Origin of the sequence: Duganella dendranthematis (assembly GCF_012849375.1) — a bacterium.
In the GTDB taxonomy this organism is placed as follows: domain Bacteria; phylum Pseudomonadota; class Gammaproteobacteria; order Burkholderiales; family Burkholderiaceae_D; genus Rugamonas; species Rugamonas dendranthematis.
Window position 1 is genome coordinate 1,290,009 of sequence record NZ_CP051684.1, and the last position, 22,853, is coordinate 1,312,861.

The following is a 22,853-nucleotide window of genomic DNA, read 5'->3' on the forward strand; positions in this document are numbered from 1 at the left end:
AATCACTAAGCTTTCCATGCAGGTAACCCCTTTCCTGCAGCAGTGGGTGCGCCGGCTGTTGCCGCTGGCGATCGCGCTCAATCTGTTGCTCTTGCTGTACTACGTTGCCATCGATTATCAAGTCGGACTTCACGCGGACTCTGCGGTGATGAACCTGCTGGCGCAGGAAATGATTGAGACGCGCAGTTTCTTCCCTTCCAGCTGGTATTACGCCAACGGCGATTTGTGGATCGCCACCACCCAGTTGCCGATTGCGGCGCTGTTGCCCTTCACCAAAAACACCTTTGGCCTGCACGCCTTCTCCAGCCTGGTGTGCGCGGCGCTGGTGCTGGGCAGCGCCTGGTGCGTCAGCGGCATGCTCGGCCAGTCGCGCACCGCGCGCACGCTGCTGTTGCTGCTGCTGGCCGGCGGCATCTCCCCGAATATGGCGGAAAACCTGTACGGCCAGGGTGCGTATGGCGTGCTGTTTGCGTACGCGTGCCTGCTGGCCGTCAGCGGCTGGCGCCTGCTGCACGCCTGCGGCGCCGCCCGCTGGCGCTGGGGCACGCTGTTTGCCGTGCTGGCGCTGCTGGTGTGCTGGTCCAATCCACAACGGGCGCTGGTGTTCTACGCGCTGCCGCTGCTGGCCGCGCTGGCGCTCACGCAAGCGCCCGTGCTGTCCGTGCAACGCCGCGGCGCCGTGCTGCTGGCGGCGCTGCTGCTGGTCGCCATCGTCATCGGCGCCGTGCTGCACGGCGCGGTGGTGCGCCAGGTCGGCAACAGCGGCTTGCCGCCGCCGACCTGGCTGGACTTCGACGGCATGGTGCGCAACACGCTGGGCACGTTGCGCGGCGTACTCAGTCTGCTCGGCGGCCTGCCGCCGGCGGGCGCCAAGGTGGCCTCCACCGGCGGCGCGCTGGACGCGCTGCGCCTGTGCGGCGCGCTGGCGCTGCTGGTGCTGCTGCCGTGGGCGGTGTGGCGCGCCTTGCGTACCGCGCAGCACGACGCCCGCCGCTACTTCGCCATGTATACGCTGACCGGCGCCGCCATCAACCTGCTGGTGGCGCTGGCGACCAGCATTCCCGACATGGGCTCGCCGGAAGCATCGGTACGCTATCTGGTGCTAGCGCTGCTGGGCGCGCTGGTGCTGCTGACCGGCGACGCGGTGGACCAGCTGCGCTGGGACCGTCCGGCTACGCTGGCGGCGCTGGCGGCGCTGTTGCTGCTGGGCCTGACGCCGGCGCGCAACTACCATGTGCCGGACGTGCCACGCTATTTCCCGCGCGGCGGCATCGTTGAATACAACCTGTTCGGCAAAATTGCCCGCTTCATCGAGCAGCAGGGACTGCAGCGCGGCTACTCGACCTTCTGGAGCGCCGGCACCATCACCGTGCTGAGCGGCCACGATTTGCGCCAGCGGCCGATCGCCATCGACCACGGCCTGCCGATGCCGGTGCGCCACCTGTCGTCGTCGCGCTGGTACGAGGGCACGCAGCCGGCCGGCGTCACCTACCTGATGCTGAACTACGACGAAGTCAAACAGATCGACTGGAACCAGCTGGCCGCCTACCTCGGCCAGCCAGTGCGGGTGCTGGATTTCGCCGGCTGCAAGTTCTACATCTACGACTTTGACATCGCCACCAGGCTGCCGCTGTGGAACCTGCAGCACGGCGCGGCGCTGCAAGTGCCGGTCACGGCCGCCACCCAGCACCACATCGGCCAGCTGACCGACAACGGCACGGCGCTGCATAGCGCGGCCGGCGAAGGCGGCCACCTGCGCTTCGGCAGCATCGTCACGCCGCCGCCCGGCGATTACCTCGTCAGCTTCGACCTGGAAACCAGCGGCGACGGCGTGGCCGAATACGGCATGGTCGACGCTGCCACCGACAACGGCGCCGTGCTGCTGGCCAACCAGCCAATCAAGGCCCAGGGCCGCCAGCGCCTCAGCATGCCGCTGACGGTGCCGCCGCTGAACGGCGCCCAGCTGGAACTGCGGGTGCTGAGCAACGGCAATGGCGCCATCACGCTGCGCAATATCGAACTGAACACCACTTCCGGCAAGCAAAAATAAAAAATGAGCACAAGCACCCCTTTGATTTCCGTCGTGATTCCGGTCTACAAGGCCGAGAAGATCCTCGACGAGTTGTACCGTCGCCTGCGCGACGCCCTGGAAACCGTCAGCCCCGCGTTTGAGATCGTACTGGTCGAAGACTGCGGCGGCGACCGCTCGTGGGAGGTGATCGAGCGCCTGGCGCAGGCCGACCCGCGCGTGGTCGGCCTGCAATTCTCGCGCAACTTCGGCCAGCACTACGGCATTACCGCCGGCATGGACCAGTGCCGCGGCGACTGGGTGGTGGTGATGGACTGCGACCTGCAGGACGCACCGGAAGAAATCCCGCGCCTGTACGCCAAGGCCCAGGAGGGCTACGACGTGGTGCTGGCGCTGCGCGGCAAACGCCAGGACCCGCTGCTCAAGCGCGCCACCTCGTGGCTGTACTACCGCCTGTTCAGCTACCTGGCCGACCTCGACATCGATGGCGACAGCGGCAACTTCCGCATCATGTCGCGTCAGGTGGTGAAGAATTTCGTCCGCATGCGCGAGCAGCTGCGCTTCTTCGGCGGCCATGTGCAGTGGATGGGCTTCCCCACCACCGGCATCCAGGTGCAGCACGCCGAGCGCGCCGAGGGGACCTCGACCTATACCTTCGCCAAGCTGTGGCGGCTGGCGATGGATACCATCCTGGCCTATTCCGACAAGCCGCTGCGCATGGCCGCCAAGCTGGGCATGACGATGGCGGCGGTGTCGCTGGCGGCCGGCCTGTACCTGCTGGTGTCGTCGCTGGTGCACCGCTCGCCGATCGCCGGCTGGTCCAGCCTGATCGTCTCGCTGTACTTCATCGGCGGCCTGATCATCGGCATTCTCGGCATCCTCGGCATCTACCTCGGCAAGGCCTTCGACGAAACCAAGAAGCGTCCGCTGTACATCGTGCGCCGCGCCACGCCCAACACGGTCGTGCGCGATCTCTGAAAGACCAGCATGGACCTGTCTCTCTCCCCCCTCGACCTGGAACGCTTCGGCGTGACGACCGCCAAGGCGGCGCTGACTGCCGACGACCAGGCGCCGGCCGTGACGGCCTGGTGCCGCGCGCATGCCGTGCAGATGCTGATCGCGCGCGTGCCGACCTGCGCCGTCACCCTGGTGCAGCAGCTGGAACAAGGCGGCGCCTTCCTGACCGACACGCTGCTGTACTACAGCCGCAAGCAGCTGTCCGAGCAGCCGGCCGTGCTGCCGGACGGCTACCGCTGGCGCCTGGCCAACGCCGCCGACGCCGACGCCGTTGCGACCCTGGCAGCGCTGACCTTCACCGGCTATGCCGGCCACTATCACGCCGATCCGCGGCTGGACCGCGCTACCGCCGACCTGGTGTATTCCGACTGGGCCGCCAACTCCTGCCGCCACCCGGCGGTGGCCGACGCCGTGCTGCTGATCGAACACGACGGCCAGCCGGTGGCTTTCGCCACGCTCAAGGACCGCGGCGCGCCGCTGTTCGAAGGCGTGCTGTTCGGCGTCCACCCGTCCCACCAGGGACGCGGGCTGTACCAGGCCCTGATGCAGCAAGCCCAGCACTGGGGGCGCGAGCATGGCTTCGGCGCCATGACCGTCTCCACCCAGGTGGTCAACCTGGCGGTGCAGAAGGTCTGGTGCCGGCTCGGCTTTGAACCCTCGTCCAGTTATTACACCTTCCACCAATGGTGGGGAGACGCCGCATGAATTACCTGTATATCGCCGCAACCATCGTGCTGACCGTATTCGGCCAGATCGCCATCAAGATGCAGGTGGCCAAGGCCGGTGCGCTGCCGGCCGACGCCACCGACAAGCTGTGGTTCCTGATCAAGCTGCTGCTGAATCCGTGGATCATCGCCGCCTTCGCCGCCGCCTTCCTGGCCTCGGTGACGTGGATGGGCGCCATGAGCAAGTTTCAGCTGAGCCATGCCTATCCGTTCATGAGCCTGAATTTCGTCATCGTGCTGGGCCTAAGCGCCTGGCTGTTCAACGAACCCATGTCGCTGATGCGCATGGCGGGCGTGGCGCTGATCTGCATCGGCACCGTCGTCGCTTCGCAAGGTTGAGGAAAATCCCATGACCCCGATTCCATTCAACAAGCCCTTCATGACCGGCCGCGAGCTGTGGTACATCGCCCAGGCGCACACCAACGGCCACCTGTCCGGCGACGGCCAGTTCACCAAGAAATGCCACGCCTGGCTGGAACAGACCACCGGCACCCGCCGCGCGCTGCTGACCCACTCGTGCACCGCCGCGCTGGAAATGGCGGCGCTGCTGGCCGAGGTCGAACCGGGCGACGAAATCATCATGCCGTCGTACACCTTCGTCTCGACCGCCAACGCCTTCGTCATGCGCGGCGCGGTGCCGGTGTTTGTCGACATCCGCGCCGACACGCTGAACCTCGACGAGACCAAGATCGAGGCCGCCATCACGCCGCGCACCCGGGTCATCCTGCCGGTGCACTACGCCGGCGTGGCGTGCGAGATGGACACCATCATGGACATCGCCCGGCGCCACAACCTGCTGGTGGTGGAGGACGCGGCGCAGGGCATCATGTCGACCTACAAGGGACGGCCGCTGGGCACCATCGGCCACCTCGGCGCCTACTCGTTCCACGAGACCAAGAACATCATCGCCGGCGAAGGCGGTGCGCTGCTGGTCAACGACGCCCGGCTGGCCGAGCGCGCCGAGATCATCCGCGAGAAAGGCACCAACCGCGGCCAGTTCTTCCGCGGCCAGGTGGACAAGTACACCTGGGTCGATATCGGCTCGTCCTATCTGCCGGGCGAAGTGATCGCCGCCTTCCTGTGGGCGCAGATGGAGGAAGGCGACGCCATCACCGCGCGCCGGCTGGCGCTGTGGGACCGCTACCACGCGGCGCTGGCGCCGCTGGAGGCGGACGGCCTGCTGCGCCGTCCGCGCGTGCCGGACGGGTGCGTGCAAAATGCCCACATGTACTATATCCTGCTCGAATCGCTGGACCAGCGCACTGCCGTCATCAACAGCATGAAGGCGCAGGGGGTCAACACCGTGTTCCACTACGTACCGCTGCACAGCGCGCCCGGCGGCCGCAAATTCGGCCGCGCCCACGGTGAGCTGACCGAGACCGACCGCCTGTCGGAACGCCTGCTGCGGCTGCCGCTGTGGGTCGGCCTGGAGGCGCAGCAGCAACAGGTGCTGGACGCGCTCAAGCAAGCATTGCGCGAGCATCCGGCGCACCACTAGTTTTTATTTTTGATCAAGCCCCTGTGAATCCTCTGACTTCTGGCGCTGCGGCGCCGAGCTGGCGCCCGGCCCCGGTGGCGCGCACCCTGGCCGCTCCGGCCGGCCCGCTGGCCCTGGTGCTGGCCGCGTTGCTGGCGCTGGCGCTGGCCCATCTGCTGTACTCGACACCGTTCATGCGCGGCCTGCTGCCGTTCTGGCACCAGCAGGACAACGACATCGCCCAATACGTGGCCGGCTTCAACGCCTTCGTGCGCGAAGCGTGGCACTGGCCGCTGCTGCGCGTCAATTCGATCAATGCGCCGGACGGCACGCTGGCCACCTTCCTCGACACGGTGCCGCTGTACTCGCTGTTACTGAAGCTGTGGCAGCACGGGCCGGATACGCCGTTCCGCAATCCCTACCCGGTATGGATCGCGCTGTGCTTTGTGCTGCAGGGCGTGGGCGCGTGGTGGATCTGCCGCGAAGCGCAGCTGCGCTCGTGGATGGCGCTGCTGGCGATGACGCTGCTGCTGGCCGCCTTCCCGCCGTTCGCCTACCGCATCAACCACCTCGGCCTGATGGGCCAGTGGCTGCTGCCGCTGGCGCTGGCCTGCTACCTGCGCAGCACGCGGCTGGGCCGGCTGGCGTCCGGCGCCTGGGTGGCGCTGGTGCTGGCAGCGTTCTATGTCCACATTTACCTGTTTGCCATGGTGGCGCTGGTGTTCGCGGCCGACCTGTGGCGCCACTTCACCGGCGGCGACCAACGCCGCGCGCTGCTGACCGCCGTGGCCAGCGGCGTGCTGCTGGTGGCCAGCCTGTTCGTGACGATGCTGCCGGTGCCGGGCCAGGCCGGCGGTGGCGAGTGGGGCTTCGGCTACTACTCGATGAACCTGCTGGGACCGTTCGCCGGCGGCCGCCTGCTGCAGTTCCAGCATGCCACCGCGACCGACGGCCAGGGCGAAGGCTATGCCTATGTCGGCATCTTCGTACTGATGGCGGCCGCCTACGGCGTGTCGTTGCGGCGCCGCCTCGATCCGGCATTCTGGACCCGCCACCGCGCGCTGCTGGCGGCGCTGGCCGCGATGACCTGCTTTGCCCTCTCCAACATCGTCTACCTCGGTCCGGTCGAGCTGTTCCACCTGGACCTGCCGGGCTGGGTGGGCAAGATCACGGCCGTGTTGCGCAGTTCCGGCCGCTTCTTCTGGCCGGTCGGCTACGCCATCACCGCGTTTGCAGTCATCAGCCTGACGCGCCACCTGCCGCCACGGCGCGCCGGCGCGCTGCTGCTGGCGCTGCTGTGCCTGCACGCCTGGGATCTGTGGCCGCACGCCAAGCGGGTGCGCGCATCGGTCAGCGTCGGCGCCGTCGAGCGCCTGCATGCGGCACAATGGGATAGTTTCCTCGGCGCCGACGTCAAGGCGCTGCAAGTGTATCCGCCGTTCGGCTGCAACAAGGGTGTGGCGCTGCAGACACTGTTGCCGACCATGGGCTATGCGGTGGCGCGCCAGCTGCCGATATCGACCGGCTATGTGGCGCGCGTCCGGAAGCCATGCGACAATTACGCGCAAGAAATTGCCGGCATCCGCGCCCCGAGTACGGCGTTTGTGTTCATCAAGGAGGAATTTGTCGACCTGAACGCCGTGCGACAGTTGCTGGGCGATGCCGCCGCCACCTGTATCGAAGCCGACTTCGCCTGGCTGTGCAAACGCCAGCCGGCCGTCGCATTGGAGAAGAAACCGTGAAGAAGCTAGTATCCCTGGTCGCCCCGTTCTACAACGAATCGGGCAATGTGGCGGAGTTTTTCCGCCGCGTGGCCGTCGTTGCCGCCGCCCTGCCGGCCTATGACATCGAAGTCATCGCCGTCAACGACGGCAGCCGCGACAACACCTGGAACGAGCTGCTGGCAGCGCACGCCCTGTATCCGCGCGTGCAGGTGATCGACCTGTCGCGCAACTTCGGCAAGGAAGCCGCCCTCACCGCCGGCCTCGACCGCGCGCACGGCGACGCCGTGGTGCCGATCGATTCCGACCTGCAGCACCCGCCGGAACTGCTCGCCGAGATGCTGGCGCAGTGGGAGCAAGGCGCCGAAGTGGTGCTGGCGCAGCGCACCGACCGCGTCACCGACGGCCGCCTGCAAAAGCTGTCGGCCGAATCGTTCTACCGCTTCCACAACAAGATTTCCAATATCCGCGTGCCGGCCAACGTCGGCGACTTCCGCCTGATGGATAAGCGGGTGGTGATGGCGCTGCGCCAGCTGCCGGAAAACCACCGCTTCATGAAGGGCCTGTTCGCCTGGGTAGGCTTCCGCACGGTGACCATTCCGTACGAACATGGCGAGCGCGGCGCCGGCACCTCCAGCTTCAATTTCTGGAAGCTGTGGAACCTGGCGCTGGAAGGCATCACCAGTTTCAGCACGGCGCCGCTGAAGATCTGGACCTATATCGGCCTCGGCACCTCGGCGTTCGCGCTGCTGTACACGCTGATGATCATCATCAAGACCATGATCTTCGGCATCGATGTGCCGGGTTACGCGTCGTTGATCGTCAGCGTGATGTTCCTCGGCGGCGTGCAGCTGATCGGGATTGGCGTGCTGGGCGAATATATCGGCCGCATTTACCACGAAGTCAAACGCCGGCCGGTCTACCTGGTACGCGAAGAGCACAGCCGTGACCAGCCTTAAGCAACTATTGCTGCGCTACCGCGATGTGCTGGTGTTCGGCGTCATCGGCGTGGTCAACACGCTGCTGCATTCGGGCATGGTGGTGCTGCTGGTGGAACGCGCCCACGTGTCGCCGGTGCCGGCCAATGTGGCCGGCTTTGCGCTGGCCAATACGGCGTCGTTTTACGCCAACAGCTATCTGACCTTCCGCCGCCAGCCGACGCTGGCGCTGTACTGGAAGTTTTTATTGGTGTCGATGGGCAGCCTGGCGCTGACGGTGCTGTTGTCCGGCTTCGCCGAGATGATGCACTGGCATTATCTGATCGGGCTGGCGATGGTGCTGCTGTGCGGGCCGGTGCTGACCTATCTGCTGCACAAGAGTTTTACCTTCCGCAAACACCAGCCCTGAATACAAAAAAGCCATGTGACTGTGAGCACATGGCTTTTTTATTACTTCGGTACGCCGCCCAGCAGGAAGGCCAGCTTGGGCTTGGCCTTGGTGAGCGCGCCGCCGGCTGCGGGCGCCGGCGCTGGTGCGGTCTTGGCCGGCTCGTAGGGCTTGAGGAACCACGGATCGACTTTCTCGCGGCGTGGTGGACCGCCGCCCCCCAGGCTGCGCGGCGGACGTTCGCTGCGCTCGGCAGGACGGCCGGCCGGGGCGCGGCCGATGTCTTCGGTGCGGCGTGGACGGCGTTCGCCACGTTCGTCGGCAAAGCTCGGGGCCGGATTGAAACCTTCCGGCTCGGCGCGACGGATGGTCTGCTTGATCAGTTTTTCGATATCGACCAGCAGGCGCTCGTCCTTGTCCGAATAGATCGAGATGGCGTCGCCCGAGGCGCCGGCGCGGCCGGTGCGGCCAATCCGGTGCACATAGTCTTCGGCGTTGTACGGCAGGTCGTAGTTGATCACGCACGGCAGGTCGGAGATGTCGAGGCCGCGCGCGGCCACGTCGGTCGCCACCAGGATGTCGATCTCGCCCTTCTTGAACGCGTCCAGCGCCGCCATGCGTTCCTGCTGCGTGCGGTCGCCGTGGATCGCCACTGCCTTCATGCCTTCACGTTCCAGCTCGCGCGCCAGACGCGAGGCGCCCAGCTTGGTGTTGGAGAAGATGATCACCTGCTTGAGCTCGCGCTGGCGCAGGATGTGCGCGGTCAGCGCATGCTTCTGGTTCTCGGCGATCTTGTAGACCACCTGGGTCACCTTGTCGGCGGTCTGGTTGCTGCGCGCCACTTCGATGGTGATCGGGTCGGTCAGGAAGGTGTTGGCCAGCTTCTTGATTTCCGGCGAGAAGGTGGCCGAGAACATCAGGTTCTGGCGTTTCTTCGGCAGCAGGTTGATGATGCGCTGCAGGTCCGGCAGGAAGCCCATGTCCAGCATGCGGTCGGCTTCGTCCATGACCAGCATCTGCACCTGGCCCAGGCTGATGTTCTTTTGCTCCACGTGGTCCAGCAGACGGCCCGGGGTGGCGATGACGATTTCCACGCCGGCTTTCAGGATTACGGTCTGCGGCTTCATGTCCATGCCGCCGAACACCACGGTCGAGCGCAGCGGCGTATGCACCGCGTAGGCCTTGACGTTCTCGGCCACCTGCACCGCCAGTTCGCGGGTCGGCGTCAGGATCAGCGCGCGCACCGGGTGACGCGCCGGCGAGGTGCTGGTGCTGGCGTGCGCCAGCAGCATCTGGATGATCGGCAGCGCGAAGCTGGCGGTCTTGCCGGTACCGGTCTGGGCCGCGCCCATGACGTCGCGGCCTTGCAGCAGCACAGGGATAGCCTGGGCTTGAATCGGCGTCGGGTGCTCGTAGCCCTGGTCGTTCAGCGCGCGCAGGATGTCGGGCGACAGGCCGAAATCGGCGAAACGGACGGGGGCGGCGGCAGCGACGGCGGCTTGCTCGGGGACGGTAGGGGTGGTGATCTCGGTATCGGACATATTCTGGACGGATGGTGAAGCGCCGTAAACTATACCCTAATTTTTGACAACTGCGCTAAAAACCAGCAGCTTTTATCACGAAACCCTTGCATCAATGGCATGTATAATAGCCAATCTGTCCAGAATTCACTGTGATCCCCCATGTTAGCGCCCTTCTCGGCCCTGCGCCGCCTGCTCTTCCTTTGCCTGTTGCTGGCGCTGAGCGCCGCCAGTGTCACCGTCACCAGCGCGGCGCCCTCGCCGTCGTTGCGTTTCAAGAAACTCGGCCCGCTGGCCGGCGACGAACCGTCGATGCTGTCGCTGATCCAGGACCGCAAGGGCTTCGTCTGGGTCGGCACCCACACGGACGGCCTGTACCGCTACAACGGCTACCAGGCGGTGAAGTACACCAACAATCCGGCCGATCCGGCCAGCCTGCCGCATGACCGCGTGTCGGCCATCTTCGAGGACCGGCAAGGCCGCATCTGGGCCGCCACCCAGAACGGCCTGGCGCGCTTCAATCCGGACACCAACAACTTCACCACGTTTACCTCCGACAAGGCGCCGAAGAACCACCGCATCGTCAAGAACATCATTTCCGACGGCAAGGACGGCCTGTGGATCGGCACCTGGGGCGGCCTGCAGCACTTCGATCCCCGCAGCGGCAAGTTCGACGCCATCTACGCCCATAGCGACGCCGATCCCGACAGCCTGGCCAGCAACGACCTCAACGCGCTGGCACTGGACGCGCAAGGCGGCGTGTGGATCGGCACCTGGCCCGGCGGCCTCGACTACCTGGCGCCCGGCGCCAAGACCTTCCGCCATCACCAGGTCGATCCGGCCGCCAAGCCGGACGCGCGCGTCAACATCGTCCGCGCGCTGCAGTTCGACACCACCGGCGCGCTGTGGATCGGCACCGAGTCCGGCATCATCCGCTGGGACGGCAAGAGCGACTGGGACACGCGCAAGGCGATCGTCTCGCCGTACAGCCGCATCACCAACTTCGGCCTCGACAACAAGGGCGTGCTGTGGGCCACCACGCTGTCGGCCGGGCTGCTGCGCTGGAACGAGGCCAACGAAGCGTTCGACCAGTTCGTGCACGCCGCCGACGATCCGTACAGCCTGCCCGGCGACAACCTGCGCGCGGTGATGCAGGACCGCGGCGGCATGCTGTGGATCGCCTCCTTCACCGACGGCATCGCCATGGCCAACCTGAGCAGCGAAGGCTTTACCCGCCACGTGCCGTTCCGCATCGACAGCCGCTCGGCGCCGGCCAGCAACGCGCTGCTGAGCCTGTCGCGCGCGCCGAACGGCAAGATGTGGCTGGGCGGGAATGTGGGCATGAGCTTGTACGACCCGGCATCCAGCAAGGTGCTGCGCAGCTACCACGCCGACGACAAGGTGCCCGGCAAGCTATCGCATTCGATCGTCTACAGCATGTACCAGGACGACGACGGCAAGGGGCCGCTGTGGCTAGGCACGTCCAACGGCTTGAACCGGCTGGACACGCCGGACAGCCCGTTCCAGGCCATCCACTTCGGCAACACCGCCAGCGACTACATCAACGCCATCGCGCCCGGCGCCGGCGGCATGCTGTGGCTGGCCACCGGCAACAGCCTGATCCGCTACGAGATCAAGACCGACGTACGCAAGATTTACTACAACGATCCGCAAGACCCGAGTTCGCGCAGCGTCAACGGCACCTCGGCGGTGCTGGAAGATCGCCAGGGCCGCGTGTGGGCCGGTTCGGAATGGAATGGCGGCGGCCTCGACCTGCTGGACCAGGCCAGCGGCAAGTTCCGCCACTACCGCCACGCCAACCAGGACGCCAACAGCCTCAGTGACGACAACATCGCCAGCCTGCATGAAGATGCGCAAGGCCGCATCTGGGTCGGCACCAGCAAGGGACTGAACCTGGTGGTGGTCAAGCCGGATGGCTCGATCACCTTCAAGTCCTACGCGGCCGCGATGCGCGCGCCGAAGATCCTGTCGATTCAGCACGACCACGAGGGCAAGATCTGGTGCAGCACCATCACCGGCCTGTACCGGCTGGAGCCGGACAGCGGCAAGGTCACGCACTTCACCGCGTCGGATGGTTTGACCGAAGGCTTTACCGTCAACTCGTCGGCACTGGGCGCGGACGGCACGCTGTTCTTCGGCGGCGTGCACGGCATGACGGCGGTGACGCCGTCGAAAGTGAAGACCAGTTCGGTACCGCCGCAGGTGGCGATTACCGACATCACCGTGTTCAACCATTCGCTGCAAAACGGCCAGCCCAGCGAAAACGTCAAGGCCGACGGTCCGGTGACGGCGCCCACGGCGCTGACCTTGTCGTCGCAGGCGTCGGTGTTTGCGCTGGAGTTCGCCGCGTTGCATTACACCGAACCGTCCGGCAACCGCTACTCATATCAACTGCAAGGCTTCGACCGCGACTGGGTCGAGACCGACGCCGGCCACCGCACCGCCAGCTACACCAATCTGAATCCGGGCAAGTACATCTTCCGCGTCAAGGCCGCCAATCACTTGGGCGTATGGAACCAGGTGCCGGCCACCCTCAACATCACCATCACCCCGCCGTTCTGGCAGCGCTGGTGGTTCCGTTCCGGCCTGATGGCGCTGGTGGTGGGCTCGCTGGCGCTGGCGTACAAGGTGCGCATCACGCGGCTGACGCGCCATCAGGCCGAGCTGGAACAGACCGTGGCGGCGCGCACCGTCGAGCTGGAAGAATCCAACCGCAAGCTGGCCGCGCTCAGCACCACAGACGGCCTGACCGGCGTCAGCAACCGGCGCGGTTTCGACCTGGCGCTGGAAGCCGAATGGCGGCGCGCCGCGCGCACCGGTCAGACGCTGGCGCTGTCGATGCTGGACGTGGATTACTTCAAGAAATACAACGACCACTACGGCCACCTGGCCGGCGACGCCGCGCTGCGCACCGTGGCCGATCTGATCACCAGCCACGGCCGCCGCACCACCGACCTGGTGGCGCGCTATGGCGGCGAAGAGTTCGCGTTGCTGGCGGCAGCCACCGATGCGGCCGATGCATTTGGCGTGGCGCAGGATATCTGCGCCGAGCTAGCGCGGCGGGCGTTGCCGCACGAACAGTCGCCGTTTGGTATCATGACGATCAGTATCGGCGTGGCGGTGATGGTGCCGACCGACGACACCTCGCCGCAGGATCTGGTGCAACTGGCCGACCGGGCCCTGTATCGCGCCAAGGAAAAAGGACGCAACATGGCACTGCTGGCCATGCCGCCGATGTAGAGAAAAGTATGAGTATGGATGACCCGAAGCCGCAACCACCCACCCCGCCCGAACCGGGCGACTGCTGCCACAGCGGCTGCACCTACTGCGTAGACGACCTGTACCAGGAAGAACTGGACCGCTACCGCGAGGCGCTCAAGGCCTGGCAGGCGCGCCATCCGGAATAAACCGGCGGCGCACCCTCGCCGTTATGCGCGTTGCCGACGGCGCGCGCTGAATGCCAGCAACAGCGCCGAGATCAGGAAGTAGAACGCGCCGAATCCCGCATAGCCCACCACCGTGGCCAGTGCCGGCGGTTCGGCCGTGTGCAGCGCCTGGAAGATGAAGGCGCCACCCGCCAGTGCCGACTGGCCGCCGCTCAGGATCATCGCCCACTGCGCGCCGTTGGTTTTCCAGCGCCGCACGCCGGTGCCCAGCTGAAGCAGGCCCGCCAGAATCGCCCATGCGCCGAATACGCCCAGCACCGCCTGCATGCTTTGCAGCGACAGTCCGACCGCCAGCGCGGTCGCCAGGCTGACGCCGAAGTTGATGGCCTGGGTGCGGTTGGCGGCCAGCCCGCCGTTACGGGCGGCGTCGATGAAGTTGGCCACCGCGTCCCATGCCGGATAGGCGACCAGCAGCACCGCGCCGATCAGCCACGATTGCTTGCCGACCGTCAAGGCCGCAATCACCCAGGCGATGGAAAACGCCGCACGCAGGGAGTAGTACTGCTTGAGCCAGCTTTCTTGGTTGAGATTGTCATTCATGATCATTCCTTTGTTTCTACCTACTAGTTGGTAGAGCGATGGTTTTTAAAAAAGGGATGCCTGATCATTCCGGCATCCCTGCTTAGACTGCAGTCAACAAATCCAGTTGCGGTTTCATGATGGCGCCGAACATGGCTGGATCGCCATAAGCCCGCGCCGACAGCATGGCGCCATGGACCGACGCCATAAAGATTTCAGCCTCCACCTGCGGTGCGCGTGCCAGCTTCAGCACACCCTGCTGCTGTCCCCGTTCCAGCGCGCGTGCCATCCACGCCGCCAGTGCGCGGAAATGTGACCGGACTTCCAGCGCCACCTCTTCCGGCAGGATCGGCAACTCGCTGGCCAGCAAGGCACAGACGCAAAACTGCGCGCTGGCATCGCCAATACAGGTTTCCCAGTACTGGATGTAGGCGCGCAGTTGCTGGGCCGGATCGGGCAAGCTGAGTTCCAGCTTTTCCAGTCCGTCCTTGGCGGCGGCGCGGTACTGCTCCACCAGCGTCCGCACCAGGTCCACCTTGCTGGGGAAATGATGATGAATGCTGGCTTTGCGGATGCCAATCACTTCGGCTATGTCGGCATAGCTGAAGCCGTTGTATCCACCCGCCGCGATCAGCACCCGGGCGCTGCCGAGGATGTCTTCCGCTGTGTTGGATAATTTACTCATGCATTCATCCTACCTTCTAGTAGGTTGAGAGTCAAGCGATTTAAAAGCCGGCGCATTTTCAGAGGCGCCGGCTGCTGGCCGCTACCCGGTCAGAACGCTTCCCACTCGTCGCCGCCGACGGTTTCCTTGACCGGCTTTTTCAGCGCCGGACGTGGCGCCGGCGCCTTGGCACTGGCCACTACCGAGGCCGGCACCGCCGGCTTGCGCGGCGCCGCTGGACGCTTCACCGACGGCGCGGATTGCGACGTCGCCAGCAGCTTGAATACGCTGACCACTTCGCTCAGCTTGGCCGCCTGCTCCTGCATCGACTCCGCCGCTGCCGCCGCTTGTTCCACCAGCGCCGCATTCTGCTGCGTCACCTGATCCATCTGCACAATCGCCGTGTTCACCTGCTCGATGCCGGCGCTCTGCTCCACGCTGGCGGAGGTGATCTCGCTCATGATGTCGGTCACGCGGGTGATGCTGGTGACGATCTCGTTCATCGTCTCGCCGGCCTGGTTGACCAGCACCGAGCCAGCCTCCACCTTGTCCACCGAATCGCTGATCAGCAGCTTGATGTCCTTGGCCGCCGCCGCCGAACGATGGGCCAGATTGCGCACCTCGCTCGCCACCACCGCAAAGCCGCGGCCCTGCTCGCCGGCGCGGGCCGCTTCCACCGCCGCGTTCAACGCCAGGATGTTGGTCTGGAACGCGATCCCGTCGATCACCGAAATAATATCGACAATCTTGCGCGACGATTCATTGATCGACGCCATGGTGCCAACCACCTGCCCCACCACATCGCCGCCCTTCATGGCAATGCCGGAAGCCGACTGCGCCAGCTGGTTGGCCTGGCGCGCGTTGTCGGCGTTCTGCTTGACGGTGCTGGTCAACTCTTCCATCGACGACGCCGTCTCTTCCAGCGAACTAGCCTGCTCCTCGGTGCGCGACGACAGGTCCTGGTTGCCGCTGGCAATCTCCGACGACGCCGTGGCGATGGTGTCGGTACCGTTGCGCACCTGGCTGACCAGGCTCTGCAGATTGCCGGTCATGTCCTTCAGCGCCTGCATCAGCTGGCCCGTCTCGCAAGCGCTCTTGACGTCGATGGAACGGGTCAGGTCGCCGTCGGCCACATCGCGCGCCAGCGACACCGCTTCCTGCAAGGGCGTGGCGACGATGCGCGCCACCCACATCGCCAGCGCCATGCCGATGCCGATATTTACCACCAGCAGCACGATCGAGGTAATGCGGGCATTCTGATAGGTGGCCGAAGCGGCGTCGCTGGCGACATCGCCGCCATCCACGTTCAGCTTGACCAGCTTGTTGACGTTGTCAGTGATGATGGTCAGCGCCTGCGCCGAGCTGTTGGACGACAAGGTGCGCGCCTCCGCCTTCTTGCCGGCGCGCGACATCTCGATCATCTTGCCGTGGTCGGCCAGGAACGCCGTCACGCCCTTGTCAAACTCGGTGGCAATGGCTTTTTCTTCCGGGCTGGAAATCAGCTTTTCGTAGTTGTCGCGGTGTTGTTTGAGGAGGGCCAGCGACTTGTCGAGACGCTGTTCATAATCGGCCATGGCGGCCGGGTCCTCGTTCAGCAGATGGGCCAGTTCCCAGCGCCGCACTTCGCCCACGTCGGTGCGCAGGTCCATCACCGCGCGCACACTGGGCATCCAGTTTTCGGCCAGGTCGGTCGAAGCTTGGTTGACGCGATCCATTGACACCATGTTGCTGATGCCCAGCACCAAGGTCAACATCAGCACAGCGCCAAAAGAAACGAACAGTTTTGTGGCTATTTTCAGATCGTAAAACCATTTCATGGCCCAACTCCTCATAGCGGCTTCTGGCTAGCCAGTATGCAACTATGTGCAGCGCCATGCCAGCGCCACGCTGTGCTTGTGTTTTCCGTGCAACAACGTGGCGCTGGACTTGCTTACAGCTTGCCGTTCAGGGTCAGGAAGAACTGGCGTGGCGCGCCGGTCAGCAGCGTTTGCGCGGTGCCGTTCGGATCGCTAGCCTGGAAGCCATTGGTGCCGATGGTGCTGATGTACTGCTTGTCGAACAGATTGGTCACGTTCAACTGCAGCGACAGTTCCTTGGCCCAGCCCAGCGACTTCAGCTTGTAGCCGGCCGACAGGTTGGCCAGCCAGAAGGCGTCCACACCCTGGTCGTTCAGGTAGGTGTAGTAGCGCTTGCCGGTGTACTTGGCGCCCAGGCGGGCGAATACCGGACCGCCTTCATACGACACTTCGGTGTTGAACAGCTGGCGTGGTGCATTCACGACCGTCTTGCCGCTGACTGCGACCAGCGTGGTGCCATCCATGTAGTTCGACTTGTACTTGGAATCGTTGTAGGTGTAGGAGTTGAACCAGCTGAATTCGCGGTTGAACTTCCACACGGCGACCGCTTCCGCACCCTTGGTGTCGACCTTGCCGACGTTGACGAAGGTCGATGGGCAACCGACGATACCGGCGCAAGTCGCCACGCTCAGCTGACGATCATCAAAGCGCGCGCTGTACACCGCGACCGAACCTTGCAGGCTGGCGCGTTTGAAGCGGTAGCCGAGGTCGACGTTGGTCGAGGTTTCCGGTTTCAGGCTGGCGACGCCGGCGTTGTAGGCGGCTTGCGTTTGCGAGAACGGACCGCTGACGCCCGGCTGGTGCGCGCGCATGTTTTTCGATGCCGAACCGAACACTTCGTCGTCGCTGGTCAGCGCGTAGTTGAAGCCGGCTTGCGGCAGGAATTTCTTGTTAGCGTCCAGGTCGCCGGCGGCACGGGTGCCGACGATATTGGTGGCCTTGATATCGACGTCCAGCGCCTTGAAGCCGGCGTTGATTTTCAGCTTGTTGTCCATCAGCGCCAGCGCGTCTTGCAGGTAGTACTGCGAGGTGGTGGTGATAAAGTTCTGCTTCCAGTCGGTGGCGAACGGATTGGTCAGGTAGAACATGGTGTCGGCCGGACCGGTCACGCCGTAGTAGTTGCGGCTGGCGGTGTGGTTGTTGCGCTCGCCCCACAGGCCGGCGGTGACGGTGTGGTCGCCGATTTCCCAGCTCAGGTCGCTGGTGACGCCATCGCGGTTGATGGTGTACTCGGTGGTGCGCAGCGAGATCGGGTTGGCGGCATTGGTCGCCACGTATGGCGTGTACCAGTGGCCCTGGCCCTTGTTGTCGTGGTGGTAGATGGTGGTCTTCAGATCCACGCCCTGGGTCAGGTGCAGGTCCAGCGTCAGGCCGCCGATGGTGTCCTTGCGCAGGCCGCCAGCCGAATAGTAGGCATCGTCCAGGCTGGTGACGCCGCCGGTGAAGACGCCCTTGGCGGCATTGACCGCGCGCTGCCAGTCCGGCTGGTAGTTGTCCCAGTTGTAGCCGAGGCGACGCACCATTTCCAGCGACATATCCTGGTAGTCGATTTCCTTGCGGTCCGAGTAGTTCAGGAAGCCGGTCAGGCTGTTGTCGCCGAAGTTGAAGACAAAGCGCGAGTTCCACTGATCCTGGTCCTGGCCGCCGTCGCCTTTCCATTTGTCGGTGCGCTGGCGGGTGCCGCTCAGGAAGGCCTTGAAGACGCCGTTGATCAGGCCGGTGTCGACGCGGGCGAAGGTGCGCGAGGTCGAATCGCTGCCGACGGTTTGCGCGAAGGTCAGGCCGCGCTCATCGGTTGGCGCGAGCGTGAAGAACTGTACCGTGCCGCCCAGGTTGCTCGACGACGCGGTGCCCAGCGAACCGGCGCCTTGCGACACCGACACGCTGCCGATGTTTTCCGACGAGATGGCGCGGCTGATGTGCAGGCCGTTGTTGTTACCGTAGCTCATGTCGCCGAGCGGCACGCCGTCCAGCGTGTAGCCCAGCTGGCTCTGGTTGAAGCCGCGAATGCTGAAGCTGGTGGACCATTCGTAGGCGCCGAACGGATCGGCCGACTGGAAGTTTACGCCTGGCAGCTTGTCCAGCACCTTCAGCGGGCTGGTGCCCGGCAGGACTTCGGCCAGGTCGGCCTTATTGATGTTTTGCACCTGACGCGACTGGCCGCGGCCGGTGATTTCCACCGTTTGCACCGGACCGGCCATGGCGCCGACCGCAGCGCTGTCATCGGCGGCGGCATCGGCAACGTCCGCGGTGCCAGCATAAGCCTGGCAAGCCAAGGCTTGCAGGACGACCAGGCACAAAGGTTTCAAAGGGAAGCGCTGTGACATGAGAGTATTCTTTCTTGCAAGGGTGGTGGATAATCAACTGGCAAGATTGTAGGAAGCGCATGTGACCAAGCGATGACGCTGGCGTGACATCTTGATGACACAGCAACAGTTATTCAGCCAGTCTCAGTACGGCTGCGTACGGAAGCGCCGCCCGGGCCGCCTTAGCATCAAGCAAACAGGAGACATCATGGACACAGCAGAAGTACCCACGCAGGCAGCCGACGCTAGCGCGCCGCCGCCGGCCGCCAAGGCAGCGGCCAAGGGCTGGCTCAGCAAGCTTGGCCCCGGCCTGATCACCGGCGCCGCCGACGACGACCCGAGCGGCATCGCCACCTATTCGCAAGCTGGCGCGCAGTTCGGCTACGGCATGGTGTGGACGCTGATCCTGACCTATCCGCTGATGGTCGGCATTCAGGCCATCAGCGCGCAGATCGGCCGCGTTAGCGGGCACGGCCTGGCGACCAATATCCGCCGCCATTTCCCGGCCTGGCTACTGTACGCACTGGTCGGACTGCTGCTGCTGGCCAACACCATCAACATCGCTGCCGACGTCGCCGCCATGGGCCAGGCCGCCAGCATGGTGCTGGGCGGCGGCGCGCAATGGTATGCGGCCGGCGCTGGCGTGCTGTCGGCCGTGCTGCAAGTGATGCTGCCCTACCGCAGCTACGTGCGCGTGCTTAAATGGCTGACGCTGGCGCTGCTGGCCTATGTGGTCACCGCGCTCACGCTCAAGCTGCCGTGGCTGCAGATCCTGCATGCCGCCGTGCTGCCGCCGCTGACCTGGAACAAGGACTACATCACCACCGTGGTGGCCATCTTCGGCACCACCATCAGCCCGTATCTGTTCTTCTGGCAGGCCTCGCAGGAGGTGGAGGACCTGCGCGCCGACCCCGATGCCCACCCGCTCAAGCGCGCCAGCGAACAGGCCAAGGACCAGCTGATGCGTATCAAGATCGACACCGTCACCGGCATGGGGTTCTCCAACCTGGTGGCGATGTGCATCATGCTGACCACTGCCGCCACGCTCGGCGCGCACGGCATCACGCACATCAGCTCGTCGGCACAGGCGGCCGAAGCGCTGCGGCCGATCGCCGGCGACTTCGCGTTTGCGCTGTTCAGCATGGGCATTATCGGCACCGGCTTGCTGGCGGTGCCGGTGCTGGCCGGCTCGGCCGCCTATGCCATCGCCGGCGCCATGCGCTGGAAGAACAGCCTGGAGCTGCAACTGTCCGGCGCGCGCAAGTTCTACGGCATCATCATCGGCGCCACGCTGGTCGGCACGGCGTTGTGCTTCACCAATGTCGACCCGATCCAGGCGCTGTTCTGGAGCGCGGTGCTGAATGGCGTGATCGCGGTGCCCGTAATGGTGGTGGTCATGCTGCTGGCCTCGCGCAAGTCGGTGATGGGCGCGCTGGTGATTTCACGCCGGCTGCGCGTGCTGGGCTGGCTGTGCACCGGCGTGATGGCGGTCGCTGTAGTGGCGATGTTCAGCACGCTGGGGTAAGCTGGCGTTTTCCACAGGAGGGACGATGCGAAAACTCAGCGCGTTGTTATTAGCCGCGATGCTGGCCTTGCCGGCTTTTGCGATCGACCGTCCCTTCCCCGCCAACATCCTGCGCGGCAAGTTCACGCCCGGCTACTACCCGGACATTATGCTGGACGGCAAACCGCGCCAGCTGTCGCCGTCGGCGCGCATCTTCAATCAGGACAATCGTATTGAAATGCCGGCGGCCGTGCGCGGTAGCGATATCGTGGTCAACTACACGGTGGACGGCATGGGCTATATCGACCGCATCTGGATACTGACCGACGACGAAGCAGCGCAGAAAGTGCCGGTCGCTAAATAACGAAATCGGGCTGGGCCGGCGTCTGCTGCGCCAGGGCTCCGGCGCGGCTGTCCGCAAAGCGCAACAGCTCATCCGGCGCAATCGGCCGCGCGATGTGATAGCCCCGCAAATAATGACAGCCCATCTGTTCGAGAATGGTGGCCTGGCCGGCGGTCTCCACGCCTTCCGCCACCAGTTGCAAGCCGAGGCTGTGGCCCATGGCGATAATCGCGTGCACCAGGTTGTTGCTGCGCTCGCTATGCTCGATATCCATGACGAAAGCGCGGTCGATCTTCAGCGTGTTCAGGTGGAACTGGGTCAGGTAGCTGAGCGAGGAATAGCCGGTGCCGAAATCATCCAGCGAAATGCCGACGCCCAGCGCGCGCAGCTGCGCCAGCACGGTCTGCACGTTGAGGGTGTCCTCGATCAGCACGCGCTCGGTCAGTTCCAGCTCCAGCTGGTGCGGCGACAGGCCATTGCGGATCAGCGCCTGCGACACCAGCGTGACGAAGCCCGGATCGGCCAGCTGCCAGGACGAGACGTTGATGCTGATAGTGACGTCGTCCAGCGCACTCTGCTTCCACAGACCGACCTGGCGGCAGGCCTGATCCAGCACCCAGGTACCCAGCTCGATAATCATGCCGCTGTCTTCCGCCACCGGGATGAAGCGGTCCGGTGGAACCGGCCCCAGCAGCGAACTGTTCCAGCGCAGCAGCGCCTCGACCTTGGTCAGCTTGCCGGTCTGGGCATTGGTAATGGCCTGGTAGACCAGCGAAAATTCGTTAGCTTCGATGGCGCCACGTAATGCGCCGTCAATCACCAGGCCATCGCGCGCCACCGCATTCATGTCTTCGGTGAACATGCGCTGTTCGCCACGGCCGGTTTTCTTGGCCGCGTACATCGCGATGTCGGCATTGCGTATCAGCGTATCGCTATCGGTTCCGTGTTTTGGATAGCAGGAGATGCCGATGCTGGCCGTGACGCTGATGGCGTGATAGGACAGCTCGAAGCCGCGCGCCATGGCTGCAATGATGGCCTCGGCGCAATCGGCCGCCATCTGCTCCGCGCTGTTCGGCGCCAGGTCCGGAATCACAATGATGAATTCGTCGCCGCCGAAGCGGGCCAGCACATCGGTCGGACGCAGCAGCGCGTGCAGGCGGTGAGCAGCCGAGCGCAGCAATTCGTCGCCGGCGGCGTGGCCGAAGGAATCGTTGACGCGCTTGAACTTGTCCAGGTCGATAAACAGCACCGCGCATTCGCGACCGTTTTCGGCCGCCCGGGCCACTTTCAGCGCCAACCTATCCGACAAGGCGTGGCGGTTGGAATAGCCGGTCACCGGGTCGACACGGGCGGCCTGGAATAACTGATCATCCTTCTTTTTGCGTTCGCTGATGTCCAGCAACTGGACCAGGCAGTACAAGCGGCCACGCTCGATGTAAGGCGACCCCAGCAATTCAACCGGCAGATGGTTGCCGTTTCGCAGTTTAAATGTTGCCGTATCGGCAATCGGATATTGCACGCCGTCGGCTTCGAAACGGAAGAAATAATGGTCAGCCATTTCGCGCGACAACCCCGGCAACAGATCGCAGACGTGCTTGCCGATCAGTTGCTGGGCGTTATCAAAACCCAGCAACTTGGCGCAACGTTCGTTGGCGACGTGGACATAGCCGCGCCGGTCGCGGATCAGGAATCCGTGGCTCAGGCTGTCGATGGTGCGGGCATAGCGCTGCTGGATTTCATCCTGCACCGCGTAGACCAGACCAAGCATCGTCAGCACCTTGAGCACGCTGGTGCCGATAAACCACACCACATACGTATCTTGATTGAGGCTGACGGCGGCGAATAAATTAAAACCGCCGCGCAGCATCAGCGTCAGGCCGAGGAAACGGTAGCGGTTATTAATACCGACCAGCCGCGTCCCTGCCCATAACATAATAAATCCTAGAGCGGCGGCGCTGCCGCGCGGCAGCCAGCTATTGTCGATATTCCACAGCAGATAAAATATTCCACTGACGATGAGAACTACCGGCGCCATCCAGCGCACATGCACCGCGCGTAATTTTCCGATAAAGAATTGCGTGCCGGACCAATATCCGGCCATGCCGGCCGATAAAAAGAAAGCGCTTAAATACAGCCGCCATTGCAGCGACATAAAATCTGCCGTGCCAAACCAGACGATACCGCCAGCCATAATCGCCAATTGGCCGATACCCCAGAATAGCGCATGCTTTTCCTTGCGCTGCATCAGCCAAAGGAAAATCAGTAAGGCGCTCAAGATGGTATCGGCGGTAAATTCCACCACCATCGCGGTGATAAAGCCTGGATCTGCGCTCATTGACATGCGGCGCCGGTGCGGCGCGGTTCAAGTGACCATGTCAT

At 64.4% G+C, this 22,853-nt stretch carries 18 protein-coding genes; 12 read left to right on the forward strand and 6 right to left on the reverse strand.

What is annotated here, in order from left to right:
• Window positions 1–16 precede the first annotated feature (16 nt).
• Genes HH213_RS05980 through HH213_RS06010 form a run of 8 tightly spaced genes read left to right on the forward strand, consistent with a single transcriptional unit; the run spans window position 17 to window position 8,316 of the window.
• Window positions 17–2,050: a hypothetical protein gene (locus HH213_RS05980; protein WP_169111403.1), complete on the forward strand. Its 2,034-nt coding sequence runs from the start codon at window positions 17–19 to the stop codon at window positions 2,048–2,050.
• 3 nt (window positions 2,051–2,053) lie between these two features.
• Entirely contained in the window at window positions 2,054–3,007 is a 954-nt protein-coding gene (locus tag HH213_RS05985) for a glycosyltransferase family 2 protein (RefSeq protein WP_169111405.1), read from the forward strand.
• Between the two features lie 9 nt (window positions 3,008–3,016).
• The gene (locus HH213_RS05990; protein ID WP_169111407.1) at window positions 3,017–3,751 is read left to right on the forward strand and encodes a GNAT family N-acetyltransferase; all 735 of its coding nucleotides are present in this window, start codon (window positions 3,017–3,019) and stop codon (window positions 3,749–3,751) included.
• Window positions 3,748–4,110, forward strand: coding sequence for a DMT family transporter (locus tag HH213_RS05995; protein WP_169111409.1), 363 nt, complete (start codon window positions 3,748–3,750; stop codon window positions 4,108–4,110). Before HH213_RS05990 ends, HH213_RS05995 begins: the two co-directional genes overlap by 4 nt.
• 10 nt (window positions 4,111–4,120) lie before the next feature.
• The gene (gene rffA, locus HH213_RS06000; protein ID WP_169111411.1) at window positions 4,121–5,269 is read left to right on the forward strand and encodes a dTDP-4-amino-4,6-dideoxygalactose transaminase; all 1,149 of its coding nucleotides are present in this window, start codon (window positions 4,121–4,123) and stop codon (window positions 5,267–5,269) included.
• 23 nt (window positions 5,270–5,292) lie between these two features.
• Entirely contained in the window at window positions 5,293–6,990 is a 1,698-nt protein-coding gene (locus HH213_RS30060) for a DUF6311 domain-containing protein (protein WP_229263319.1), read from the forward strand.
• Complete coding sequence (locus HH213_RS06005; protein ID WP_229263320.1) at window positions 6,987–7,928, forward strand: glycosyltransferase family 2 protein; 942 nt, start codon at window positions 6,987–6,989, stop codon at window positions 7,926–7,928. The genes HH213_RS30060 and HH213_RS06005 overlap by 4 nt, the downstream gene beginning before the upstream one ends.
• Window positions 7,915–8,316, forward strand: a complete 402-nt coding sequence (locus tag HH213_RS06010) for a GtrA family protein (RefSeq protein ID WP_169111415.1) — start codon at window positions 7,915–7,917, stop codon at window positions 8,314–8,316. Before HH213_RS06005 ends, HH213_RS06010 begins: the two co-directional genes overlap by 14 nt.
• A gap of 41 nt (window positions 8,317–8,357) precedes the next feature.
• Here HH213_RS06010 and HH213_RS06015 read toward each other — a convergent pair whose 3' ends face one another.
• Window positions 8,358–9,836 carry a DEAD/DEAH box helicase gene (locus tag HH213_RS06015; RefSeq protein ID WP_169111417.1) on the reverse strand — a complete coding sequence of 493 codons (1,479 nt, stop codon included), beginning with the start codon at window positions 9,834–9,836 and terminating at the stop codon, window positions 8,358–8,360.
• Between the two features lie 141 nt (window positions 9,837–9,977).
• On the opposite strand from HH213_RS06015, the gene HH213_RS06020 reads away from it, so the two are divergent.
• Window positions 9,978–13,076: a diguanylate cyclase gene (locus HH213_RS06020; protein ID WP_169111419.1), complete on the forward strand. Its 3,099-nt coding sequence runs from the start codon at window positions 9,978–9,980 to the stop codon at window positions 13,074–13,076.
• An 8-nt stretch (window positions 13,077–13,084) separates the two neighbouring features.
• On the forward strand, window positions 13,085–13,243 hold the full coding sequence (locus HH213_RS06025) for an oxidoreductase-like domain-containing protein (RefSeq protein ID WP_110845059.1): 159 nt from the start codon (window positions 13,085–13,087) through the stop codon (window positions 13,241–13,243).
• Between the two features lie 21 nt (window positions 13,244–13,264).
• Here HH213_RS06025 and HH213_RS06030 read toward each other — a convergent pair whose 3' ends face one another.
• The 4 genes from HH213_RS06030 to HH213_RS06045 all read right to left on the reverse strand — a co-directional run bounded on the left by HH213_RS06030 (window position 13,265) and on the right by HH213_RS06045 (window position 18,648).
• Complete coding sequence (locus HH213_RS06030) at window positions 13,265–13,822, reverse strand: DUF308 domain-containing protein (RefSeq protein ID WP_229263321.1); 558 nt, start codon at window positions 13,820–13,822, stop codon at window positions 13,265–13,267.
• A gap of 82 nt (window positions 13,823–13,904) precedes the next feature.
• Window positions 13,905–14,486, reverse strand: a complete 582-nt coding sequence (locus HH213_RS06035) for a TetR/AcrR family transcriptional regulator (RefSeq protein WP_110845061.1) — start codon at window positions 14,484–14,486, stop codon at window positions 13,905–13,907.
• 89 nt (window positions 14,487–14,575) lie between these two features.
• Window positions 14,576–16,282, reverse strand: coding sequence for a methyl-accepting chemotaxis protein (locus HH213_RS06040; protein WP_169111423.1), 1,707 nt, complete (start codon window positions 16,280–16,282; stop codon window positions 14,576–14,578).
• A 113-nt stretch (window positions 16,283–16,395) separates the two neighbouring features.
• On the reverse strand, window positions 16,396–18,648 hold the full coding sequence (locus tag HH213_RS06045; protein WP_169111426.1) for a TonB-dependent receptor: 2,253 nt from the start codon (window positions 18,646–18,648) through the stop codon (window positions 16,396–16,398).
• Between the two features lie 187 nt (window positions 18,649–18,835).
• Between HH213_RS06045 and HH213_RS06050 the strand changes: the two genes are divergently transcribed.
• Window positions 18,836–20,152, forward strand: a complete 1,317-nt coding sequence (locus HH213_RS06050; protein ID WP_169111428.1) for an NRAMP family divalent metal transporter — start codon at window positions 18,836–18,838, stop codon at window positions 20,150–20,152.
• Between the two features lie 25 nt (window positions 20,153–20,177).
• Window positions 20,178–20,495 carry a hypothetical protein gene (locus HH213_RS06055; RefSeq protein WP_169111430.1) on the forward strand — a complete coding sequence of 106 codons (318 nt, stop codon included), beginning with the start codon at window positions 20,178–20,180 and terminating at the stop codon, window positions 20,493–20,495.
• Here HH213_RS06055 and HH213_RS06060 read toward each other — a convergent pair.
• Window positions 20,488–22,809 (reverse strand): putative bifunctional diguanylate cyclase/phosphodiesterase, encoded by a 2,322-nt coding sequence (locus tag HH213_RS06060; RefSeq protein ID WP_229263322.1) that lies wholly within the window; start codon window positions 22,807–22,809, stop codon window positions 20,488–20,490. The two genes, HH213_RS06055 and HH213_RS06060, sit on opposite strands and share 8 nt — an antisense overlap.
• Window positions 22,810–22,853 lie beyond the last annotated feature (44 nt).

Bases quoted from the DNA above. Each gene is read 5' to 3' on its own strand.
- HH213_RS06020 (WP_169111419.1), top strand. From the start codon at position 9,978: ATGTTAGCGCCCTTCTCGGCCCTGCGCCGCCTGCTCTTCCTTTGCCTG.
- HH213_RS05990 (WP_169111407.1), top strand. From the start codon at position 3,017: ATGGACCTGTCTCTCTCCCCCCTCGACCTGGAACGCTTCGGCGTGACG.
- HH213_RS06025 (WP_110845059.1), top strand. From the start codon at position 13,085: ATGAGTATGGATGACCCGAAGCCGCAACCACCCACCCCGCCCGAACCG.
- HH213_RS06050 (WP_169111428.1), top strand. From the start codon at position 18,836: ATGGACACAGCAGAAGTACCCACGCAGGCAGCCGACGCTAGCGCGCCG.
- HH213_RS05985 (WP_169111405.1), top strand. From the start codon at position 2,054: ATGAGCACAAGCACCCCTTTGATTTCCGTCGTGATTCCGGTCTACAAG.
- HH213_RS06030 (WP_229263321.1), bottom strand. From the start codon at position 13,822: ATGAATGACAATCTCAACCAAGAAAGCTGGCTCAAGCAGTACTACTCC.
- HH213_RS06045 (WP_169111426.1), bottom strand. From the start codon at position 18,648: ATGTCACAGCGCTTCCCTTTGAAACCTTTGTGCCTGGTCGTCCTGCAA.
- HH213_RS05980 (WP_169111403.1), top strand. From the start codon at position 17: ATGCAGGTAACCCCTTTCCTGCAGCAGTGGGTGCGCCGGCTGTTGCCG.
- HH213_RS06035 (WP_110845061.1), bottom strand. From the start codon at position 14,486: ATGAGTAAATTATCCAACACAGCGGAAGACATCCTCGGCAGCGCCCGG.
- HH213_RS06015 (WP_169111417.1), bottom strand. From the start codon at position 9,836: ATGTCCGATACCGAGATCACCACCCCTACCGTCCCCGAGCAAGCCGCC.
- HH213_RS06055 (WP_169111430.1), top strand. From the start codon at position 20,178: ATGCGAAAACTCAGCGCGTTGTTATTAGCCGCGATGCTGGCCTTGCCG.
- rffA (WP_169111411.1), top strand. From the start codon at position 4,121: ATGACCCCGATTCCATTCAACAAGCCCTTCATGACCGGCCGCGAGCTG.
- HH213_RS05995 (WP_169111409.1), top strand. From the start codon at position 3,748: ATGAATTACCTGTATATCGCCGCAACCATCGTGCTGACCGTATTCGGC.
- HH213_RS06040 (WP_169111423.1), bottom strand. From the start codon at position 16,282: ATGAAATGGTTTTACGATCTGAAAATAGCCACAAAACTGTTCGTTTCT.
- HH213_RS06060 (WP_229263322.1), bottom strand. From the start codon at position 22,809: ATGAGCGCAGATCCAGGCTTTATCACCGCGATGGTGGTGGAATTTACC.